The 19,109-nt window shown below is 39.0% G+C and carries 11 protein-coding genes, 2 tRNA genes and 2 rRNA genes (1 of these 15 running past the window's edge); 13 read left to right on the top strand and 2 right to left on the bottom strand.

What is annotated here, in order from left to right; translation table 11 throughout:
- Window positions 1–437: 437 nt before the first annotated feature.
- The 7 genes from BC008_RS07965 to BC008_RS07935 all read left to right on the top strand — a co-directional run bounded on the left by BC008_RS07965 (window position 438) and on the right by BC008_RS07935 (window position 9,331).
- A complete protein-coding gene (locus tag BC008_RS07965; RefSeq protein WP_027844582.1) occupies window positions 438–1,028 on the top strand; it encodes a TetR/AcrR family transcriptional regulator in 591 nt (196 codons plus the stop codon).
- An 88-nt stretch (window positions 1,029–1,116) separates the two neighbouring features.
- Window positions 1,117–1,515, top strand: coding sequence for a hypothetical protein (locus BC008_RS07960; RefSeq protein WP_058183407.1), 399 nt, complete (start codon window positions 1,117–1,119; stop codon window positions 1,513–1,515).
- Between the two features lie 60 nt (window positions 1,516–1,575).
- Window positions 1,576–2,667: a carbon-nitrogen hydrolase family protein gene (locus BC008_RS07955; protein WP_058183406.1), complete on the top strand. Its 1,092-nt coding sequence runs from the start codon at window positions 1,576–1,578 to the stop codon at window positions 2,665–2,667.
- Window positions 2,668–2,781: 114 nt separating this feature from the next.
- Entirely contained in the window at window positions 2,782–3,771 is a 990-nt protein-coding gene (locus BC008_RS07950) for a hypothetical protein (protein ID WP_027844583.1), read from the top strand.
- Window positions 3,772–3,983: 212 nt separating this feature from the next.
- Window positions 3,984–4,643, top strand: a complete 660-nt coding sequence (locus BC008_RS07945) for a hypothetical protein (protein WP_058183405.1) — start codon at window positions 3,984–3,986, stop codon at window positions 4,641–4,643.
- Window positions 4,644–4,964: 321 nt separating this feature from the next.
- Window positions 4,965–6,659 (top strand): beta-carotene ketolase CrtO, encoded by a 1,695-nt coding sequence (gene crtO / locus BC008_RS07940; protein WP_027844585.1) that lies wholly within the window; start codon window positions 4,965–4,967, stop codon window positions 6,657–6,659.
- Between the two features lie 1,670 nt (window positions 6,660–8,329).
- A complete protein-coding gene (locus BC008_RS07935; RefSeq protein WP_027844586.1) occupies window positions 8,330–9,331 on the top strand; it encodes an aspartate carbamoyltransferase catalytic subunit in 1,002 nt (333 codons plus the stop codon).
- Window positions 9,332–9,532: 201 nt separating this feature from the next.
- On the opposite strand, the gene rppA is transcribed toward BC008_RS07935, so the two are convergent.
- Window positions 9,533–10,231 carry a two-component system response regulator RppA gene (gene rppA, locus BC008_RS07930; protein ID WP_027844587.1) on the bottom strand — a complete coding sequence of 233 codons (699 nt, stop codon included), beginning with the start codon at window positions 10,229–10,231 and terminating at the stop codon, window positions 9,533–9,535.
- 184 nt (window positions 10,232–10,415) lie between these two features.
- On the opposite strand from rppA, the gene hisG reads away from it, so the two are divergent.
- Both hisG and BC008_RS07920 read left to right on the top strand, forming a co-directional pair.
- Entirely contained in the window at window positions 10,416–11,060 is a 645-nt protein-coding gene (gene hisG / locus BC008_RS07925) for an ATP phosphoribosyltransferase (RefSeq protein WP_027844588.1), read from the top strand.
- Window positions 11,061–11,597: 537 nt separating this feature from the next.
- Complete coding sequence (locus BC008_RS07920; RefSeq protein WP_027844589.1) at window positions 11,598–12,656, top strand: molecular chaperone DnaJ; 1,059 nt, start codon at window positions 11,598–11,600, stop codon at window positions 12,654–12,656.
- A 547-nt stretch (window positions 12,657–13,203) separates the two neighbouring features.
- On the opposite strand, the gene glyQ is transcribed toward BC008_RS07920, so the two are convergent.
- A complete protein-coding gene (gene glyQ / locus BC008_RS07915) occupies window positions 13,204–14,094 on the bottom strand; it encodes a glycine--tRNA ligase subunit alpha (protein WP_027844590.1) in 891 nt (296 codons plus the stop codon).
- A gap of 861 nt (window positions 14,095–14,955) precedes the next feature.
- Here glyQ and BC008_RS07910 point away from each other — a divergent pair.
- The 4 genes from BC008_RS07910 to BC008_RS07895 form a co-directional block, all read left to right on the top strand.
- Window positions 14,956–16,444 (top strand): 16S ribosomal RNA (locus tag BC008_RS07910).
- 120 nt (window positions 16,445–16,564) lie between these two features.
- Window positions 16,565–16,638: transfer RNA gene (locus BC008_RS07905), tRNA-Ile, on the top strand.
- A 99-nt stretch (window positions 16,639–16,737) separates the two neighbouring features.
- Window positions 16,738–16,813, top strand: a tRNA-Ala gene (locus tag BC008_RS07900).
- A 206-nt stretch (window positions 16,814–17,019) separates the two neighbouring features.
- Window positions 17,020–19,109: ribosomal RNA gene (locus tag BC008_RS07895) — 23S ribosomal RNA — on the top strand; it runs 730 nt beyond the window's last position.
- Together the 16S and 23S rRNA genes with 2 tRNA genes alongside form the textbook arrangement of a ribosomal RNA operon.

Genomic DNA, 19,109 nt, shown 5'->3' with positions numbered 1-19,109 from the left:
AGACATTTTTAATCAAAATGGTAGAGTACTAATTTTCCTTTCTACCATTTTTTTGTACCTATATTAATATTTTGGACGGGTCTAAGGTGGTGGTTCTCAATCTCAACTTCATATTTTTGAACAAACTCAGCAAATTCTCAGTTAATAATCACTAATTATTCACAGTTATCTCCCATATTGATAATTAAGTTAAATATTTACACTTGTAAGCAGATATAGAATTTCTATTACTTAAACTAAAAGCAAGAACAGTCAATCACTATCAATTAATAAACTTATGATTATCATAGATTCTAATAGTTGAGGAAAAAAATAGTCGGAAAATTTCTTCAAAAGAAAAATCATCAGCGAAAATCCAAAATTACTTATCTTGCAAATTATTTAATTTTTGTAAAGACACTTAGTAAAATAAATATGACCAGTCGTATATTAAAGATATGAGTAGACCAAAACGCAACCAACATATTCGCGAACAGCTTCTAAACCAAGGTGTTAGTATCTTTATTAGTCAGGGCTACCATGGCACTGGCATTAAAGAAATATTAGATCGGGTTAAAGTTCCTAAGGGTTCTTTCTATAACTATTTCGAAAGCAAAGAACACTTCGGCGCAGAAGTAATCAAGCAATATGCTAAACAGATTCTGGCAAATATGGATTCTTGGTTGAAGGATTCAGATAAAGACGCTTTTGAAGCTCTGAAGCAATTCTTTGATGCAGAAATTTTGCGACATCAAGGAGTGAGAGAGGGTTGCTTGATTGGTAACTTAGGTGCAGAACTAGGAGACAGTAGTGAACTATGCAGACAAGCAATGGTCGAAAGTGCAGAGTTTATGCAACAACGATTTGTCCAAGTTCTACAAGCTGCTCAAGAGCAGGGTACAGTCAGAAATGACCTTGCTACTGAAGAATTAGCAGGTATCTTGTTCAATGCTTACGAAGGAGCGTTACTGAGGATGCAGATCGAAAAGTCAGTAGAACCTTTGCAACAGTTCACTCAGCTTATGCTTAATAATTTTCTTCGCGCGTAAGGAGGATATGGAGTTCAGAAATCATACAAAAGGTTTTTTACTCTATTAAAATACGACCAGTCGTTTATCTACTTTTACTAATATCGATATGAAAAACGAACGTACACTACAGCTTTCCTTGGCGATCATCCGTATTAGTTCTGTTTTATTCTTTCTAGTTTGGTCAATAGGAAAAATGATAGCTCCAGAACTCACCCAGAAAGTGTTTGCAACATTTTACTTCTCTGAAATCTCACCGGTTATTTCCTGTGTTTTAGGTGTATTCCAAAGTCTTATTGCACTAATATTCATGGTTGGGCTATGGAAAACTTTCTCTTACGGTTTAATCTTGGGAATGCATACTACTTCTGTAATATCTACATATCAACAGTTACTTAATCCCTACGAACCTCCTAATCCTCTATTTTGGGCAGGAGTGCCAGTATTAGGAGCTTTAGTTGCATTATTTATGCTACGCAAACGCGACCGATTACTAACTCTGAGTTAATTTTTTTATTCTTTTTAAGACGACCAGTCACTTTTAAAGCAAATCTTCAGGAGGTAGATCGTGGGTGACATATTTCCTACAGTCAAAGTAGCAGCAGTACAAGCTGCATCTGTGCTCTACAATCGCGAACAAACTTTAGAAAAGGCGGTAAGTTTAATTGAAGAAGCCGCAGAACAAGGTGCAGAACTGGCAGCATTTCCCGAATCATTTTTACCAGGCTATCCGTATCATATTTGGTTGGGTGCACCCGAGTGGTACCACGACTTATTTAAAGAATGGTTCCTAAACGGCGTTGAAATACCCAGTAAAACAACAGATGTATTATGTGATGTAGCCCGTGCCAACAGTATAGCCGTAGTTATGGGATTGAACGAGCGGGATGGTAATACTTGTTACAATACCCTCCTGTTTATCAATCAACAGGGCAAACTGCTAGGTAAACATCGCAAAATTATGCCCACCCATGCAGAGCGAACTTGCTGGGGATTGGGTGATGGGACAAACCTTCAGGTTTTCGACTTTGGTCGATTTCAAGTCAGTGGTTTAATTTGCTGGGAACACACGATGGATCTAACTCGCCATGCTTTAATTGCTCAAAAGCCTCAGATTCATGTCGCATCATGGTTTGGTGGTTCTGCGGCTTGGTATCCAAAAACTGAAAAGTTCAATCTTTCTTCTCAGTTAGCTTCTCGCTACCACGCTCTAGTAGGTGAGTGTTTTGTCCTCGACGTTCATGGAACACTGGATAAATCAGGTTATGAAAAACTATCTCAAACAGATTATCAGAAGGAATTTCTCCGTGAAGGTGGTGGTTGTTCTGCGATTATTGCTCCTGGTGGTGAGTATTTAGTAAAACCACTCGAAGAACGGGAAGGAATCCTTTATGCGGAACTTGACTTGAATGCGATCGCGGATATGGCTCATTGGCACGATGCTACAGGTCATTATGCTCGCCCAGATTTACTCCATTTACAAGTCAATAATCAAGAATATCAAGTGACTAATCTTGTTGAAAGTAAATCAAGTAATGAATTTTCTGCAGATCTTCTAGGTTTTAAGGACGCTATCTTAGCAGAATTATTTGCAGACATTAAAGAATTATCCACCAACTTAGCCTCTTTGCAATCTAGCCTTTCATCAAAGTCAAGTTAGTGGTTCAAACTCAATACAAAAATAATCTTTTCAGATTGATTTGTAAGTTCTATTTCAACAACGAGAATACTTACTCGTAACTTTCCGAAAAATTAATTTGAGGCACGAATAACCATGAATGATATCTGTGTTAACCATGAATGGGGTACCCTTAAAGAAGTTGTTGTTGGTTATCCCTACGTGAAATATCCAACGATTGCTCCACCCTTACTACATAACTTCGTAAGTAAAGAAGGAATCAATCTTTACAACAAATATGCAGGGAAAACTCTTAAAGAGGCCAATCCCAAACTGTATCAACAGCAAGTTGAACAAATTGATGCTGTAATAAAAATTCTCAAGGATTATGGAGTCATTGTTCATCAATTAGAGCCATTTACTGAAGACGAAGAAAAATATCTCACAGATATAGATGACTTTACCAGTCAGTTTTTTCCTCGTGGCTCGATGATAGTTATAGGTAACACATTCATCGAACCGGCATTAAAACTTATTGGTCGTAGCAAAGAACGTTTTGCAATTCGCCGAACAATAGGCGATCGCTTGAAAGAGAGTAATGCCAATATCATCTATATGCCCGTTCCTCTTCCCATTCCTTACAGTAATGAAGGCTGGGATAACACACCATTCCTTGAAGGTGGTGATGTTTTAATCCTTGGGTACGATATCTATGTCGGTTGTAGTGGAAATGCCAGTAATGATGATGGTATTGAATGGTTGCGAAAAACTCTTGGCTCTAAATATCGAGTTCACACAATTCGTTTAACCAAGCATTTTCTGCATTTAGATTTTGTATTATCTTTTCCTCGTCCGGGTCTCGCTGTAGTTTGTCGTGAAGGATTTGTCGATGGTCTTCCAGACTTCTTGAAAGATTGGCAAATTATTGATGTATCCCTAGAAGATGCCCAGTCTAAGTTAGCCTGTAATCATTTGATATTGGATGAGCAAACAATAATTGTTGCTAGTGAGTTGACAGAATTAATTGATAAACTTCGCCAAGCTGGACAAAAAGTCATTACTACCCCCATGAGTGCAGTCTATTGGCAAGGTGGTTCTCTGCGATGTTGGCATCATCCGTTGGTACGGGAAAGTAATTTGAAATAATTTGAAGTAGTACAAAACAAATTGTTATGGGGTTTGTTTACTCCAGTAAACTCCCCATCATTTTCTCGGAGAAATAGAAATTATTTGAGCTAATTTTTCATTTGGAGCAGAAAGTAGTGACTATAATACCTGTTCTCATTATCTGTGAACTGCTTTTTTTCCCATTTTTAGCGTGGAAAGCACGGCAAGATAGACATATAAACACAAGACAAATGGCAGCAACATTTTTACCTTTTTTTGGGTTGTTCTTGTGGACGGTAGTTACTGTAATTTTAGGAATCTCGGGAATATATGAGTCAGAAAATTTTTATAAGCTCTATCCGGCGCTTTGGATACCTGCGATTCCTATGACCATAGTGTTTACCTGTTTGGGGATACCAATAGTACGAAAGGGAGTTGCATCCATTTTAGATATCACCCCAGCACATTGGTTGGTATTTTTCCAAGCTGGGCGCATCTCAGCGATAGGAACTCTTTATCACACATTACAGGGCACTTTTCCCTTATATTTTGAAGTTATTGTAGGTATCCCTGACTTGTGTTTTGGTCTATCAGCATTGGCTATGGGAATATTAACAATGCAGCGAAAAATTAGAAGCCAGACCTTAATTATTTGGCACATTGTTGGCTGTATTATCATTGTGCCAACTGCTCCACTTCTGCTTCAACTTGGCTTACCTGGATCCTGGCAAATATTTGTAGAACAACCAACTGCACAAATTGTGTATAAATTTCCAATGAGTTTAGCCCCAACTTTAGTGGTACCAACTTTTGTCATATTCAATTTATTGGCAGTTTGGCAAGAACAGCGCATTTTGAAGCGTAGACTCCAACACAGCTATCACTATCCAGGTGGAAAATTACCTAATTGAGTCACAGAGGGGAGTGTGGGGAGTTTGGGAAGTGTGGGAAGTGTGGGAAGAAATTTTTATAGGTAATCGTCTTGGTGGGAAGGGAGTAAGAAGTTTTTGCGTAATCAAATTTATGGCATGGATATTTTGTATCAAAGATGTATATTTTTTGAGATAAATCAAAATTTTAATGACTAATTGTAAAGAGAGGAAGTGTAATTTACAGCAGTTATTCTCATTGTTAGAAATTTAACTACTTCTAAATACTGATTTGCCAATAGATAATGTACATTGATTATCTGAATCCTCACACTTTTAGGAAAAACCCTGAAGATGCCAATTATGCAACAATATGATGTTGTAATTATCGGAGCCGGACACAATGGACTAGTTTGTGCTGCCTATCTCTTAAAAGCTGGCTATAGTGTATTGTTATTAGAGAAACGTTCTGTTCCCGGTGGTGCAGCAACAACGGAAGAATGTTTACCCAAAGAAGCTCCAGGGTTTAAATTTAATTTGTGCGCCATAGATCACGAATTTATTCATCTCGCTCCAGTTGTTCAAGAATTAGAATTAGAAAAATATGGTTTAAAATATCTTGAGTGCGACCCAGTAGTTTTTTGTCCCCATCCTGATGGGAAATATTTTTTAGGTTATAAATCGGTTGAAAAAACTTGCGCGCACATTGCCAGTTATAATAGCCGCGACGCACAAAAATATGCCGAATACACAGATTATTGGTTGCGGGTAATCAATGCAATGGCTCCCATGTTTAATGCTCCGCCAAAATCTATCGTTGATATTGCTGGGAATTTTGATTTTACGAACCTGAAAGATTTATTTTCTGTGATTGGTTCTCCTGCGAAGGGTATGGACTTTGTACGAAATATGCTAACTAGTGCCGAAGATATCCTTAACGAATGGTTTGACTCGGAATTTCTGAAAGCACCTTTAGCAAGACTTGCATCAGAAATGGGTGTACCGCCTTCTCAAAAAAATCTTGGTATTGGGGCAATGATGATGGCTATGCGCCATAATCCAGGGATGGCTAGACCTCTTGGTGGTACTGGTGCATTGGTAAAAGCTTTGGTTAATTTAGTTAAAGATTATGGTGGTGTTATTCTTACCGATCAACAAGTAGAAAAAGTTTTGATTGAAAATAATCAAGCTGTAGGAGTACGAGTTTCTGACGGTCAAGAGTATCGTGCTAAACGAGGAGTTATTTCTAATATTGATGCTCAAAGGTTATTCTTACAAACCGTAGAGAAGAACCATATTGATGCTGTAGATCCAAATCTGTATGAAAGATTAGAACGCCGTATTGTTAATAATAACGAAACTATTCTCAAAATAGATTTAGCTTTAGATAAGCCTCTAAATTTCGTACATCATTCACACCAAGACAACTATCTAATTGGTTCTATTCTAATTGCTGATTCGCTAGCTCACGTAGAGCAAGCACATAGCAAATGCATGATGGGAGAAATTCCTGATTCCGATCCTTCCATGTACGTAGTTATGCCCAGCGCTCTCGACCCAACTTTAGCACCCAACGGCAAGCATACCTTATGGATAGAATTCTTTGCTCCCTATCAAATTAAAAATGCAGCAGATAAAGGCTTAAAAGGTACTGGTTGGACCGATGAATTGAAGCACAAAGTTGCAGATCGGGTGATAGACAAACTAGCAGATTATTCTCCCAATTTGAAAGATTCAATTATTGCCCGTCGTGTAGAAAGTCCTGCTGAATTAGGTGAAAGACTAGGTGCATATAAGGGTAATTATTACCACATTGATATGACACTAGATCAAATGATATTTTTTCGTCCCCTTCCAGAACTAGCAAATTACAAAACTCCGATTGAAAAACTTTATCTAACAGGTGCTGGAACTCATCCAGGTGGTTCAATCTCTGGGATGCCAGGACGTAATTGTGCCAGAATATTTTTACAAAGTCAGCAACCAATGACTCAAGCACTTAAGAGCGCAAGAGAAAACATTTTGTCTGCAGTGGGATCGGTATTGCGTATTCACTGAATTTAGACAGAGACACGATAAATCGTGTCTCTACACTCCAAGAATATAAGTAAGCGAACTACTCAATCGCTAAGAACGTTTCATAATTTGGGGATCATCTATGATTAACCGTAAATATTCATTAGTAGAACGTCATAGATTAATTGTCGACCTTAATTTTATTCGTACTATAATTTAATAGAATTTTACCTTCTTGTGTATTGATTAGTCTTTTTTTATACTTTTAATCCTTCCTTAACATATAATCTATTTTTTTATTAAAAAAACTTGTATACTTATCCAAATACAGTTAGCATTTATGCTCGATATCTGATATGTATTCAGTCACTCCCGACTAAAGTCGGAGACTTTCAGCCTTTGGTTAACCAAGCCAAAGGATAGGGTTCCTGTATTTAAACCAAGAGCTAAAGTTATTAGCTCGAGAGGTATAGCCAATTATACTAGGCTGCTACTCCGTGTATTACGCGGCAAGTTTAAATACTCTCAAGGTTAACCCTGCTACGTAAACGATTTGCTAAAAATGGCAAAAATTATATATGAACAAGCAATTGCCTGTTCGTTTATTCTCTCTAACTTAAAAATGTGGAGTTTTAAAACTCACTTAGATTTCTAGATAATGGGATGTACGCTGTAAAAACTATGGCTTGGGTCAATGTGAGAACTTATTTGGAAAATACCTTTAAACGTATAATATGCTACATTGATTCTATGCAAGCCGTAAAAACAACATTTGCTAGAAGGCGCTACTGTATCGAGGAAGTATTCTTATGGAAGTGAGAAGTGACAGAATGTTGAATTTGCTACATATGCGGAGTTTAAGTCTGGTGTTGGTAGTAGAAAAAGCTATGATAACCACTTTAATTAGGTCTTAATTAACAGTTTAAGATATATCTGTAGGCTTTACAGAGCTTAGGTAAAAAAGCTGACTTATATCTGATTGCGTTAACTTTTTCTATGCTTCAATCATTTCTAGTGGAACATAAGTTTTACAAGTGAGAAGTTTACAACCGAGAAATTAATAACCGAGAAACTTTACAACCAGAAACTTCATAATTTGAAACCTCAAAAACACGAACTTCGTCAAAAATTTAGGGCAAAAGTAAAAATATTAACAAGCTTTCAAATACGTAATACAGAATTTTTAATCGTACTTGCTTTGTTAATTTACACACCCAGATATTTATCTGAAAAATATATGGTAAACAATCCGGGATAACTGTAATTTTTTCGAGTTTCAAATTTTAAGTACCAGGTTTAAAGTACCAAGTTTCAAGTACAAAGTTTTAAGCACCAAGTCTCCAAACGTTAAGTTTAAATCTAAAAAACGTGATATTTGCCCAATCTCCAATCAATTATCTCGAACTTACCAAATCCTAATTCTAGAATTCTTTCTCAAATAAGGGTATTGGTATATATTTTGTAGCATCAGTAAATACCGAACCCATATCCAGTTTGAATACTTAAATTTTTACTTGAGGAAAAAATACAGGTCTGGGTGCACTTAGGGTAAAGCTTAATTCTTCAAAATTATTTTGTTGCCATGTGGGTATTTTATCCAAACCCTTTGAGAGAGATGATGAAATATTAAACTCCAATTTCGTAATTAAATACAGTTGAGAAGAAGCAATTTTATATAAGCAACTTAACAACTGTAAGCAAATAAATATTTTATGCCTACTACAACCACAACTTGGACTCGCCATCATATTCTTTCGCTCGCAGATTTTACCCCTGATGAATATGATATGGTTTTGCAAAATGCTTCTCGTTTTCAAAAAGATGTGTTATCGCGAGGAACCAAAAAAGTAGCAGTTTTGCAAGGACAAGTAGTAACCAACTTATTTTTTGAACCTTCCACTCGAACTCGTAGTAGTTTTGAACTTGCTGCAAAACGACTATCTGCAGATATCCTCAATTTTTCCACCGCGACTTCTTCCATGACAAAAGGGGAAACGATTTTGGATACCGCCAAAACCTATTTGGCTATGGGAGCGAATATTATGGTGATTCGCCACCGTGAAGCTGGGGTACCACATGCGATCGCAAAAGAAATGGATCGTTTAAATTCTAAAGTTAGTGTTTTGAATGCAGGGGATGGTCAACACGAACATCCTTCTCAAGCACTACTGGATCTCTTTACGATCTGCACTTTGCTGGATTCTGACAATCCACGTTTAAGATTATTAAAAGATAAAAAAATAGCGATTGTTGGTGATATTTTACATTCACGGGTAGCACGTTCTAATATTTGGAGTTTAGTTGCTAGTGGGGCTCAAGTACATTTAGCTGCTCCACCGACTTTATTACCCCAGCTATTTGCGAGTTATCCCCAAGAAATATGTAGTAATTTGTTTGTACATTGGGAATTAGAACCTGCTTTAAAGAATGCAGATTTTGTAATGGCATTACGCATACAGAAAGAACGTATGAAGGAGCACTTGTTACCAAGTTTACGGGAATATTACCAATTGTTTGGAATTACTCGTTCTAAGCTAAGAATGTGTAAGCCAAACGTTAAAGTTTTACACCCCGGTCCAGTCAATCGCGGTGTGGAGATTAGCTCTGATTTAATGGACGATCCCGAATTTAGTTTAATTTCCAATCAAGTTACTAGTGGTGTAGCTGTTAGGATGGCTCTGCTATATCTCATTGGAAGTACTAAATTTATGTAACTTTTAATTTTTGTCAATTTCACATTCAAGCATATCTGGGTAGAACTAAATATAGTTTTACCAAGATTGTTAGGGCATATATTTTGCTTGTTCCCTATTTCCTCTTAAATAAAATTAAGATGTCCTAACTAATATGTTCTTTTTTGTAATTTACAAAAATATTCATGTTATTTAAGAAAACATCACCAATAAATATTTTGATTAATATCCAGTGCAAGTAGTAACTCCAAAACGATAACCTTTACCATAAACGCTATGAATTAATTGAGTCTCACCCTTAACTTCGATTTTCCGTCTTAATAATCTAATCAAAGCTGCTATTACGTTACTATTTGGCTTTTCTCCTATTTCCCATAAATGCTCCACAATTTGGGTATGGGTCAATAATTGTCCAGGATTTTCCATAAAGTATCTTAATAACTGACTTTCTTTCGTCGATAACTCAATAACTCTCCCTTGACGATAAGCAACTTGATTGTCAAAATCCAGTTCCAAATCTGCAACATTGATTCTTTGTGTTGGAGTATTATGCAAATCTGTAGTGTGGCGACGCAATAAAGCCCTGACTCGTGCTAATAATTCCCGTAATTCAAAAGGTTTAACAAGATAGTCATCTGCACCAGAGTCTAAACCTTCAACTCGATCATCAAGGGTATCTTTAGCTGTCAAAAATAAAACAGGTGTGGTGTGATTTATCTTTCGCAATTCTTGACAAATTTTTAATCCAGTTTTCCCTGGTAACATCCAATCTAGTATTAACAAGTCATAACGACCCGTTTGAACTAATTGACTACCAATATTCCCATCATAAGCTGTATCAACATCATAACCCTCACGGGTTAACACGCGACTTAAAGGATCGGTTAATTCAATTTCATCATCGACAACCAAAATTCTCATTTTTTTGGTGATAAATCCAGACCCCAATTGATGTTACTTTGAATAATGTCCATTAGTATAGTGCTGTATCAAGTTTAGACCTAATTAGGTAGAGGATTTTAAGCTTTCAAGCAAAGATCCTAAACTCGATCAAAGTACTTAATATTTTCACAAGTTCTTTCCATCTGAAATCCAAAATTATTTTATGCTTACTGTTGCTCTACCAAAAGGCGAACTCCTCAAACACAGCATTCACTTGTTACAATCTGTCGGTTTAGATTTTAGTGCTTTTCTCGATTCGGGAAACCGTCAATTGCAAATCACAGATGCTAGTGGAACCGCTCAAGGTCTTTTAGTGCGAGCACAAGATGTACCTGTTTACGTAGAATATGGTCAGGCACAGTTAGGTATAGTTGGGTATGACGTATTGCAGGAGAAAAAACCACAAGTAGCTCAGCTACTGGATCTAAAGTTTGGTTATTGTCGGATGTCAGTAGCTGTTAAAGCATCTGGTACTTATCGTTCGCCTTTAGATTTGCCTGCTAATGGTAGAGTTGCTTCAAAATATGTTAATTGTGCGCGTGAATATTTCCAAAATCTGGATTTACCAATAGAAATAATTCCTCTTTACGGTTCTGTGGAATTGGGACCAATTACAGGAATGTCGGAAGCAATAGTTGATTTGGTCTCAACAGGTAGAACTTTAAGAGAAAATGGTTTGATAGAAATTGCAACATTATATGAAAGTACAGCAAGATTGATTGCAAATCCTTTAGGTTATCGCTTAAATACAGATAATATCGGCGAACTAATTAGCAAATTACGAGCAGCAATGATGGCATCTGTGTAAATAAAGTTATCAATTGTTCAATTTGTTTGATACAAGTAATAGGCCTGAAACTCAGGAATGAGAAAAATGAATTACTTATTAGTTTGAAAATAATCTGGAAATAATTTTCATCTTAAATATCACTTGTTACTCGTCACAGAGCATTTCGATGCGCTCTTCACTTTGTGAGTAATAACTTTATAGTAATTTTAGTGCCTTGCTATTTAATTTTTGAAATAAAGAATAATATAAACGAAAATTTACGACAGAAAATACTACGGAGATATTTCATAGATATGGATTTTTTCGTCAAAAACTTGTAGGTTCTGACATTTTGTCTCGAAAATAACTATAAAGACAACAAGTAATTTTATTTTTTTGTGATTTTTTGGATGTATTTATTCGAAAAAATAGTATTCTTAAATCATTAAGTAGCAAGAATACAGCAAAAAACAGGTACACAAATTAATTTACTATTATACAATTTACCTTTTGATGTATTTATTGTTATTTATTTGTTTGTTCGTTTGTTTTTACTTTACCTAAATTTGCTGTTCTATGTCTGGAAAAATCTTATCTTCTTCTCCCGACAGTTTTACAACATCTCTTGCGCTTTCATCTCTACACGAACGCCAAGTTATTTTGGAAAAAGAAAATCAATGGTTCCTCAAACAAATTAAAAGAAAACGAACTGAATTAAATAATTATGTTGAACAAATGCGTTCTGTTGCAACGGAGATTTATCATAAATGTACTCCTCGTTTGAAAGAATTGGCTAATATAGACCGAGAAATCCATACTTTATTCAGTGAAATTTTTAATACTAAAAAGCTTGGTAAACAGAGTATAAAAAATATTCGGCAGCTATACCTTAATCTCCAATTTTCGGGTGTAATTAGTCCCATAAATAGTGATAACGAAGGAGTTGGTCTGGAAGAAATATTTGAGAAGGAACAAATTTATGTAGGAGAAAATCAAGATTTCTCTACTTCATCTTCAGACAATAGTAATGAGAATCAAGAAAAACAATACCGAGAACTAGAATCAGTCAATAAAAGTCAAAAGATAAGAAAAATTCGTCAGATATTTCTCAGATTGGCTGAAATCTTTCACCCTGATAAAGTTAAAGGCGATGAAACCCGAATGCATCGTCATACAGAAATTATGAAAGAAATTAATAAGGCTTACCAAGAAGGCGATCTAGCTCGATTATTAGAGATTGAAAAACAATATCAACAGCTAGAACTTATAGAAAATAGAGGTTCAGATGATCTAACTCGTCGATGTAACAATTTAGAGCAAGAAAATGAATTCCTCAAAAATCAATATGAGGATTTGAAGCAAGAACTAAGAATGGTCAAAAATACTCCTGAAGGAGCAGTAGTAGCAGATTATCGAAAAGCGGTAAAAAAAGGAATTAATCCTATCGCTCAAATGTTAGAAGAAGTGGAATCTGAAATTACAGTTATTACTTCCATACGTGATTTCGTTAAAGATTTTTCACAAAATAAAATGACTATTAAAGATTTTCTTCAAGGTCCAGAAGTTATGCATAAAATTAGTAGAGGAATGATAGAAGAGATAATAGAGGAAATATTTGTAGATTTTGTTGTTTAACTTTTAAGATAATCTTTCAATTTGCATTTAAATAAATCCAAAACAATAAGTAATTTGATTTGCGATTCATTTAGTTTGTCATACAATAACCATGAAAAAGCTTATCCCTAAATGATACATTCATAAATTTCAATCTCACAGAGATAAGCAAAAACACATAAATAATTAAATCTTGATTCAAGAAAGCTCGATGAGCAAAACAAATTGTGTTTTTTGACAGTAATTTGCAAAACTCTACTTGGAACTTACAAAGAGGTACCTAAATTAAAACCAAATGTCTCGCATGTAAGAATAAAACACCAAGTGCTACACAACCCAAATATGCATGAACTGGACGTAAAGATGACCTATTTCCTCCAAATTTAGTTAGAGAAATTATGGCATTACTTCCTAAAAATGCGATCGCAATAAGAAATATTAGTAAAAAAGACGTAGCACCTACGTCTCTACAGATAATGAATAATAATGCATCGTGACTACCGAAAGGACAGTGTCCAAGCTCAAAAGTAAACCAAAATTTTTTCTACTTCCACACTTCTTAACTGTATTATGTGTTGGACAAAGCAACCGTACTCTCCAGTAAAGGAAAACCTAGTTTTTCCCTCTGTTCTACATAAAGCTGAGCTATTTTCCGTGCTAAACCTCTAATTCGCCGAATATAACGAGTTCTTTCAGTTACTGAAATGACTCCTCTCGCATCAAGCAAGTTAAAAGTATGAGAACACTTCATTACGTAATCAAGGCTTGGTAAAACTAGTCCTTTATCCGCAAGTTGCTTTGCTTCTTGCTCGTACATATTAAATAGCTTCAACAACATGTCAGGATCTGAAGCTTCAAAATTATAAGTACATTGCTCAATTTCTCCTTGAAGATGTACATCCCCGTATGTAATTTGATCTGTCCAACTAATTTTGGTCATTGCTTCAACCCCTTGGAGATACATCGCCAGTCGCTCCAAACCGTAGGTCATCTCAATTGAAACTGGATTGCAATCAATCCCTCCACATTGTTGAAAGTAAGTAAATTGGGTGACTTCCATCCCATCTAACCAAACTTCCCAGCCCGTACCCCATGCACCCACAGTTGCATCTTCCCAGTTATCTTCCACGAAACGAATATCATGATCTTCTGGTTTAATGCCTAAAGCCCTGAGAGAATCCAAGTAAATTTCCTGAATATTATTGGGTGAGGGTTTAATCAGTACTTGGTACTGGTAATAGTGCTGAAAGCGATTAGGATTTTCTCCATAACGCCCATCTGTTGGTCTGCGACAAGGTTCGACATAAGCCACAGCCCAAGGTTCAGGTCCCAAAGCCCTTAAAAAAGTGTGAGGGTTTTTTGTACCTGCCCCTTTCTCAATATCATAGGGTTGAGCAATTAAACATCCACGTGCGCCCCAAAATTCATGTAATGTTCCGATAATTGATTGAAAATTCACAGTTATTCTTCCTCATATATAAAGATAAGAGACCTTAAAGATATACCTGAGCAGATTCAAGGGTGAAGATGCTTGATATTTTGGGTCAAATTAAATTTGTCTAGCGCAAATTTAACTTTTGCGCTAAATATCTCATATTTACTGTATACATCCCATATACATCTCACAGGGTGTTCGCGAAAAACTGAGATAGTGTTGTAGAAATTTTCCGGTGCATCGAAGTGAAGTATGGAATGCTCACCCTCAAACTTACGACTCGCCTAAATGATATGCCCATACCCAAAAAATACGCAATGCTGCAGATCGGGAGATTAAACCCCACAAAAATTTAGAGCATCAAGCAATCAAGTTATTAGAACAATAAGAATTAGAAATCATATAACTGTACCAACAAGCTGCAATTGCACCAAGCGATCACTTACTCGGTTAGAGGTCCGCTCCTTGAAGAAATTCCTATATATATAGACGCAATATCTAAACGTATTATCTGAAGAACTGAGAAAAAGCAGTATTTCAGGTATTAAATCAAAAAAAATAAAAATATTTTTGTAGCTGAAAGCATTGCTGTACAGTACTTTGAAGAGATAGTAGCAAAAAAAATATCAAAAACTTTGAAAAAAGTGTTGACAGGTCCTGGGAGTATCGGTACTATAAACAAGTGCCTGAGAGAGGGGAGCGCGAGAGCGCAACACTCTGAAGGCTTCGAACCTTGAAAACTTTATAGTTTAGAAGCTAGTATACACCACAAGGTCTGCGTCAGTAAAGAAATAAGACCAGGCTGAGGTTAAAAAACAGCAAAAAAAGCGATTTAAGAGAATTACTATTATTAGTAAGACTTAATAAGTCGAAGAGTTAAGAATCAAAACGGAGAGTTTGATCCTGGCTCAGGATGAACGCTGGCGGTATGCTTAACACATGCAAGTCGAACGAACTCTTCGGAGTTAGTGGCGGACGGGTGAGTAACGCGTGAGAATCTGCCTCCGGGCTCGGGACAACAGTTGGAAACGACTGCTAATACCGGATGTGCCTATTGGTGAAAGATTTATTACCTGGAGATGAGCTCGCGTTGGATTAGCTAGTTGGTGTGGTAAGAGCGCACCAAGGCGACGATCTATAGCTGGTCTGAGAGGACGATCAGCCACACTGGGACTGAGACACGGCCCAGACTCCTACGGGAGGCAGCAGTGGGGAATTTTCCGCAATGGGCGAAAGCCTGACGGAGCAATACCGCGTGAGGGAGGAAGGCTTTTGGGTTGTAAACCTCTTTTCTCAAGGAAGAAGTTCTGACGGTACTTGAGGAATCAGCATCGGCTAACTCCGTGCCAGCAGCCGCGGTAATACGGAGGATGCAAGCGTTATCCGGAATGATTGGGCGTAAAGCGTCCGCAGGTGGTTATGCAAGTTTACTGTTAAAGAGTGAAGCTTAACTTCATAAGGGCCGTAGAAACTGCATGACTAGAGTGCGTTCGGGGCAGAGGGAATTCCTGGTGTAGCGGTGAAATGCGTAGATATCAGGAAGAACACCGGTGGCGAAAGCGCTCTGCTAGGCCGCAACTGACACTGAGGGACGAAAGCTAAGGGAGCGAATGGGATTAGATACCCCAGTAGTCTTAGCCGTAAACGATGGATACTAGGCGTTGCTTGTATCGACCCGAGCAGTGCCGTAGCTAACGCGTTAAGTATCCCGCCTGGGGAGTACGCACGCAAGTGTGAAACTCAAAGGAATTGACGGGGGCCCGCACAAGCGGTGGAGTATGTGGTTTAATTCGATGCAACGCGAAGAACCTTACCAGGACTTGACATCTGGCGAATCTTGCTGAAAGGTGAGAGTGCCTTCGGGAACGCCAAGACAGGTGGTGCATGGCTGTCGTCAGCTCGTGTCGTGAGATGTTGGGTTAAGTCCCGCAACGAGCGCAACCCTCGTTTTTAGTTGCCAGCACTTAGGGTGGGCACTCTAGAGAGACTGCCGGTGACAAACCGGAGGAAGGTGGGGACGACGTCAAGTCATCATGCCCCTTACGTTCTGGGCTACACACGTACTACAATGCTATGGACAAAGAGCAGCCAACTGGCGACAGTGCGCTAATCTCATAAACCATGGCTCAGTTCAGATTGCAGGCTGCAACTCGCCTGCATGAAGGAGGAATCGCTAGTAATTGCAGGTCAGCATACTGCAGTGAATTCGTTCCCGGGCCTTGTACACACCGCCCGTCACACCATGGAAGTTGGTCACGCCCGAAGTCGTTACCCTAACCGTTCGCGGAGGGGGATGCCGAAGGTAGGACTGGTGACTGGGGTGAAGTCGTAACAAGGTAGCCGTACCGGAAGGTGTGGCTGGATCACCTCCTTTAAGGGAGACCTACCTTTTAGATTCCGAGATTTGTAATATAGGAACTAAAAAGGTCATACCTAAGGTCGTGCGCAGATAGGTTTATAAGCTTCTAAACTATATGAGGTTCGGGTTCGTTGAGGGCTATTAGCTCAGGTGGTTAGAGCGCACCCCTGATAAGGGTGAGGTCCCTGGTTCGAGTCCAGGATGGCCCACCTGAATAAGTCAAAAGTAAAAATTCAAAATTCAAAATTCAAAACGAAGAAATAACATCTTCACTTTTGATTTTTGACTTTTAAATTTTGAATTGTCTTGGGGGTATAGCTCAGTTGGTAGAGCGCCTGCTTTGCAAGCAGGATGTCAGCGGTTCGAGTCCGCTTATCTCCACCAAATAAAATTAGAATGTAACTTCAGCACCTAACTGTTTAAGATAACTAATTAGTAAGTTAGACTGCTGGATTTATATCCAGTAAAAAATCAGAACCTTGACAACTGCATAATTCATACCAAAGTAACAATTGCAGGTAGTTAGAGTAGACAAAACTATTAAGTTAGTGAGTTGAAAATCTAACATTAAGGCATATTGGAACCAATGTGGTCAAGCTATAAAGAGCTAATGGTGGATACCTAGGCACACAGAGGCGACGAAGGACGTGGTTACCGACGATATGCTTCGGGGAGTTGGAAGCAAACTTTGATCCGGAGATTTCCGAATGGGGCAACCCAATATACTGCCTGTTGAATATATAGACAGGAAAGAGCGAACCAAGCGAATTGAAACATCTTAGTAGCTTGAGGAAAAGAAAGCAAAAGCGATTCTCTAAGTAGTGGTGAGCGAAAGGGGAACAGCCTAAACCAAGGTGCATGCACCTTGGGGTAGTGGGACAGCGATATGGAATTTGGATATTAGACGAAGCAGCGAAATACTGTACCAGAGAAGGTGAAAGTCCTGTAGTCGAAAGTAAAAGAATACTAGCTGAATCCCGAGTAGCATGGAGCACGTGAAATTCCATGTGAATCAGTGAGGACCACCTCATAAGGCTAAATACTACTGTGTGACCGATAGCGAACAAGTACCGCGAGGGAAAGGTGAAAAGAACCCCGGGAGGGGAGTGAAATAGAACATGAAACCATTAGCTTACAAGCAGTGGGAGGACGATTAAACGTCTGACCGCGTGCCTGTTGAAGAATGAGCCGGCGAGTTATATGCACTGGTAGGTTAAGTCGGGAATGACGAAGCCAAAGGGAAACCGAGTCTGAGAATGGCGTTAATCAGTGTTTATAGACCCGAACCCGGGCGATCTAACCATGGCCAGGATGAAGCTTGGGTAACACCAAGTGGAGGTCCGAACCGACCAATGTTGAAAAATTGGCGGATGAGCTGTGGTTAGGGGTGAAATGCCAATCGAGCCCGGAGCTAGCTGGTTCTCCCCGAAATGTGTTGAGGCGCAGCGGTAAAGATTATAGTTGGGGGGTAAAGCACTATTTCGGTGCGGGCTGCGAGAGCGGTACCAAATCGAGATAAACTCAGAATACCCAATGTACACTTTGCCAGTGAGACGGTGGGGGATAAGCTTCATCGTCAAGAGGGAAACAGCCCAGACCGCCAGCTAAGGTCCCCAAGTATTTGCTAAGTGGTAAAGGAGGTGGGAGTGCACAGACAACCAGGAGGTTTGCCTAGAAGCAGCCATCCTTGAAAGAGTGCGTAATAGCTCACTGGTCAAGCGCTCCTGCGCCGAAAATGAATGGGACTAAGCAATACACCGAAGCTGCGGACTTAGAAATAAGTGGTAGGGGAGCGTTCTGTATTAGGTAGAAGCGATAGCGGCAAGCAGTCGTGGACGAGACAGAAGTGAGAATGTCGGCTTGAGTAGCGAAAACATTGGTAAGAATCCAATGCCCCGAAACCCTAAGGGTTCCTCCGGCAGGTTCGTCCACGGAGGGTTAGTCGGGACCTAAGGCGAGGTCGAAAGGCGTAGTCGATGGATACAGGGTCAACATTCCCTGACTGATAAGTGGGAGCATAACTAGGGACGCATGACAGATAACTACACCCTGATTGGATTGGGAGTTTTCTACGGAGAACGCGTAGTGAAGGATAGTGCCAAGAAAAGCTAGTTATGTGGTGAAAGCTTATCACCCGTACCCGAAACCGACACAGGTAGGGAGGTTGAGTAAACCCAGGGGCGCGAGATAACTCTCTCTAAGGAACTCGGCAAAATAGCCCCGTAACTTCGGAAGAAGGGGTGCCACCGAGAGGTGGTCGCAGTGAAGAGGCCCAGGCGACTGTTTACCAAAAACACAGGTCTCTGCAAACTCGTAAGAGGACGTATAGGGGCTGACGCCTGCCCAGTGCCGGAAGGTTAAGGAAGCTGGTCAGTCTTTTTGATGAAGCTGGCGACTGAAGCCCCGGTGAACGGCGGCCGTAACTATAACGGTCCTAAGGTAGCGAAATTCCTTGTCGGGTAAGTTCCGACCCGCACGAAAGGCGTAACGATCTGGGCACTGTCTCGGAGAGAGGCTCGGCGAAATAGGATTGTCTGTGAAGATACGGACTACCTGCACCAGGACAGAAAGACCCTATGAAGCTTTACTATAACCTGGAATTGGGTTCGGGCTTGGCTTGCGCAGGATAGGTGGGAGACGTAGAAGTATTCCTTGTGGGGGATATGGAGTCACTGGTGAG

It is taken from the genome of Mastigocoleus testarum BC008 (assembly GCF_001456025.1).
Taxonomy (GTDB): domain Bacteria; phylum Cyanobacteriota; class Cyanobacteriia; order Cyanobacteriales; family Nostocaceae; genus Mastigocoleus; species Mastigocoleus testarum.
The sequence above is the reverse complement of the archived record's forward strand: the minus strand, read 5'-3'. Positions and strand labels throughout refer to the sequence as shown.

Coding starts and splice junctions, on each gene's coding strand:
- BC008_RS07965 (WP_027844582.1), top strand. CDS start 438: ATGAGTAGACCAAAACGCAACCAACATATTCGCGAACAGCTTCTAAAC.
- BC008_RS07960 (WP_058183407.1), top strand. CDS start 1,117: ATGAAAAACGAACGTACACTACAGCTTTCCTTGGCGATCATCCGTATT.
- BC008_RS07950 (WP_027844583.1), top strand. CDS start 2,782: ATGAATGATATCTGTGTTAACCATGAATGGGGTACCCTTAAAGAAGTT.
- BC008_RS07945 (WP_058183405.1), top strand. CDS start 3,984: ATGGCAGCAACATTTTTACCTTTTTTTGGGTTGTTCTTGTGGACGGTA.
- crtO (WP_027844585.1), top strand. CDS start 4,965: ATGCAACAATATGATGTTGTAATTATCGGAGCCGGACACAATGGACTA.
- BC008_RS07935 (WP_027844586.1), top strand. CDS start 8,330: ATGCCTACTACAACCACAACTTGGACTCGCCATCATATTCTTTCGCTC.
- rppA (WP_027844587.1), bottom strand. CDS start 10,231: ATGAGAATTTTGGTTGTCGATGATGAAATTGAATTAACCGATCCTTTA.
- hisG (WP_027844588.1), top strand. CDS start 10,416: ATGCTTACTGTTGCTCTACCAAAAGGCGAACTCCTCAAACACAGCATT.
- BC008_RS07920 (WP_027844589.1), top strand. CDS start 11,598: ATGTCTGGAAAAATCTTATCTTCTTCTCCCGACAGTTTTACAACATCT.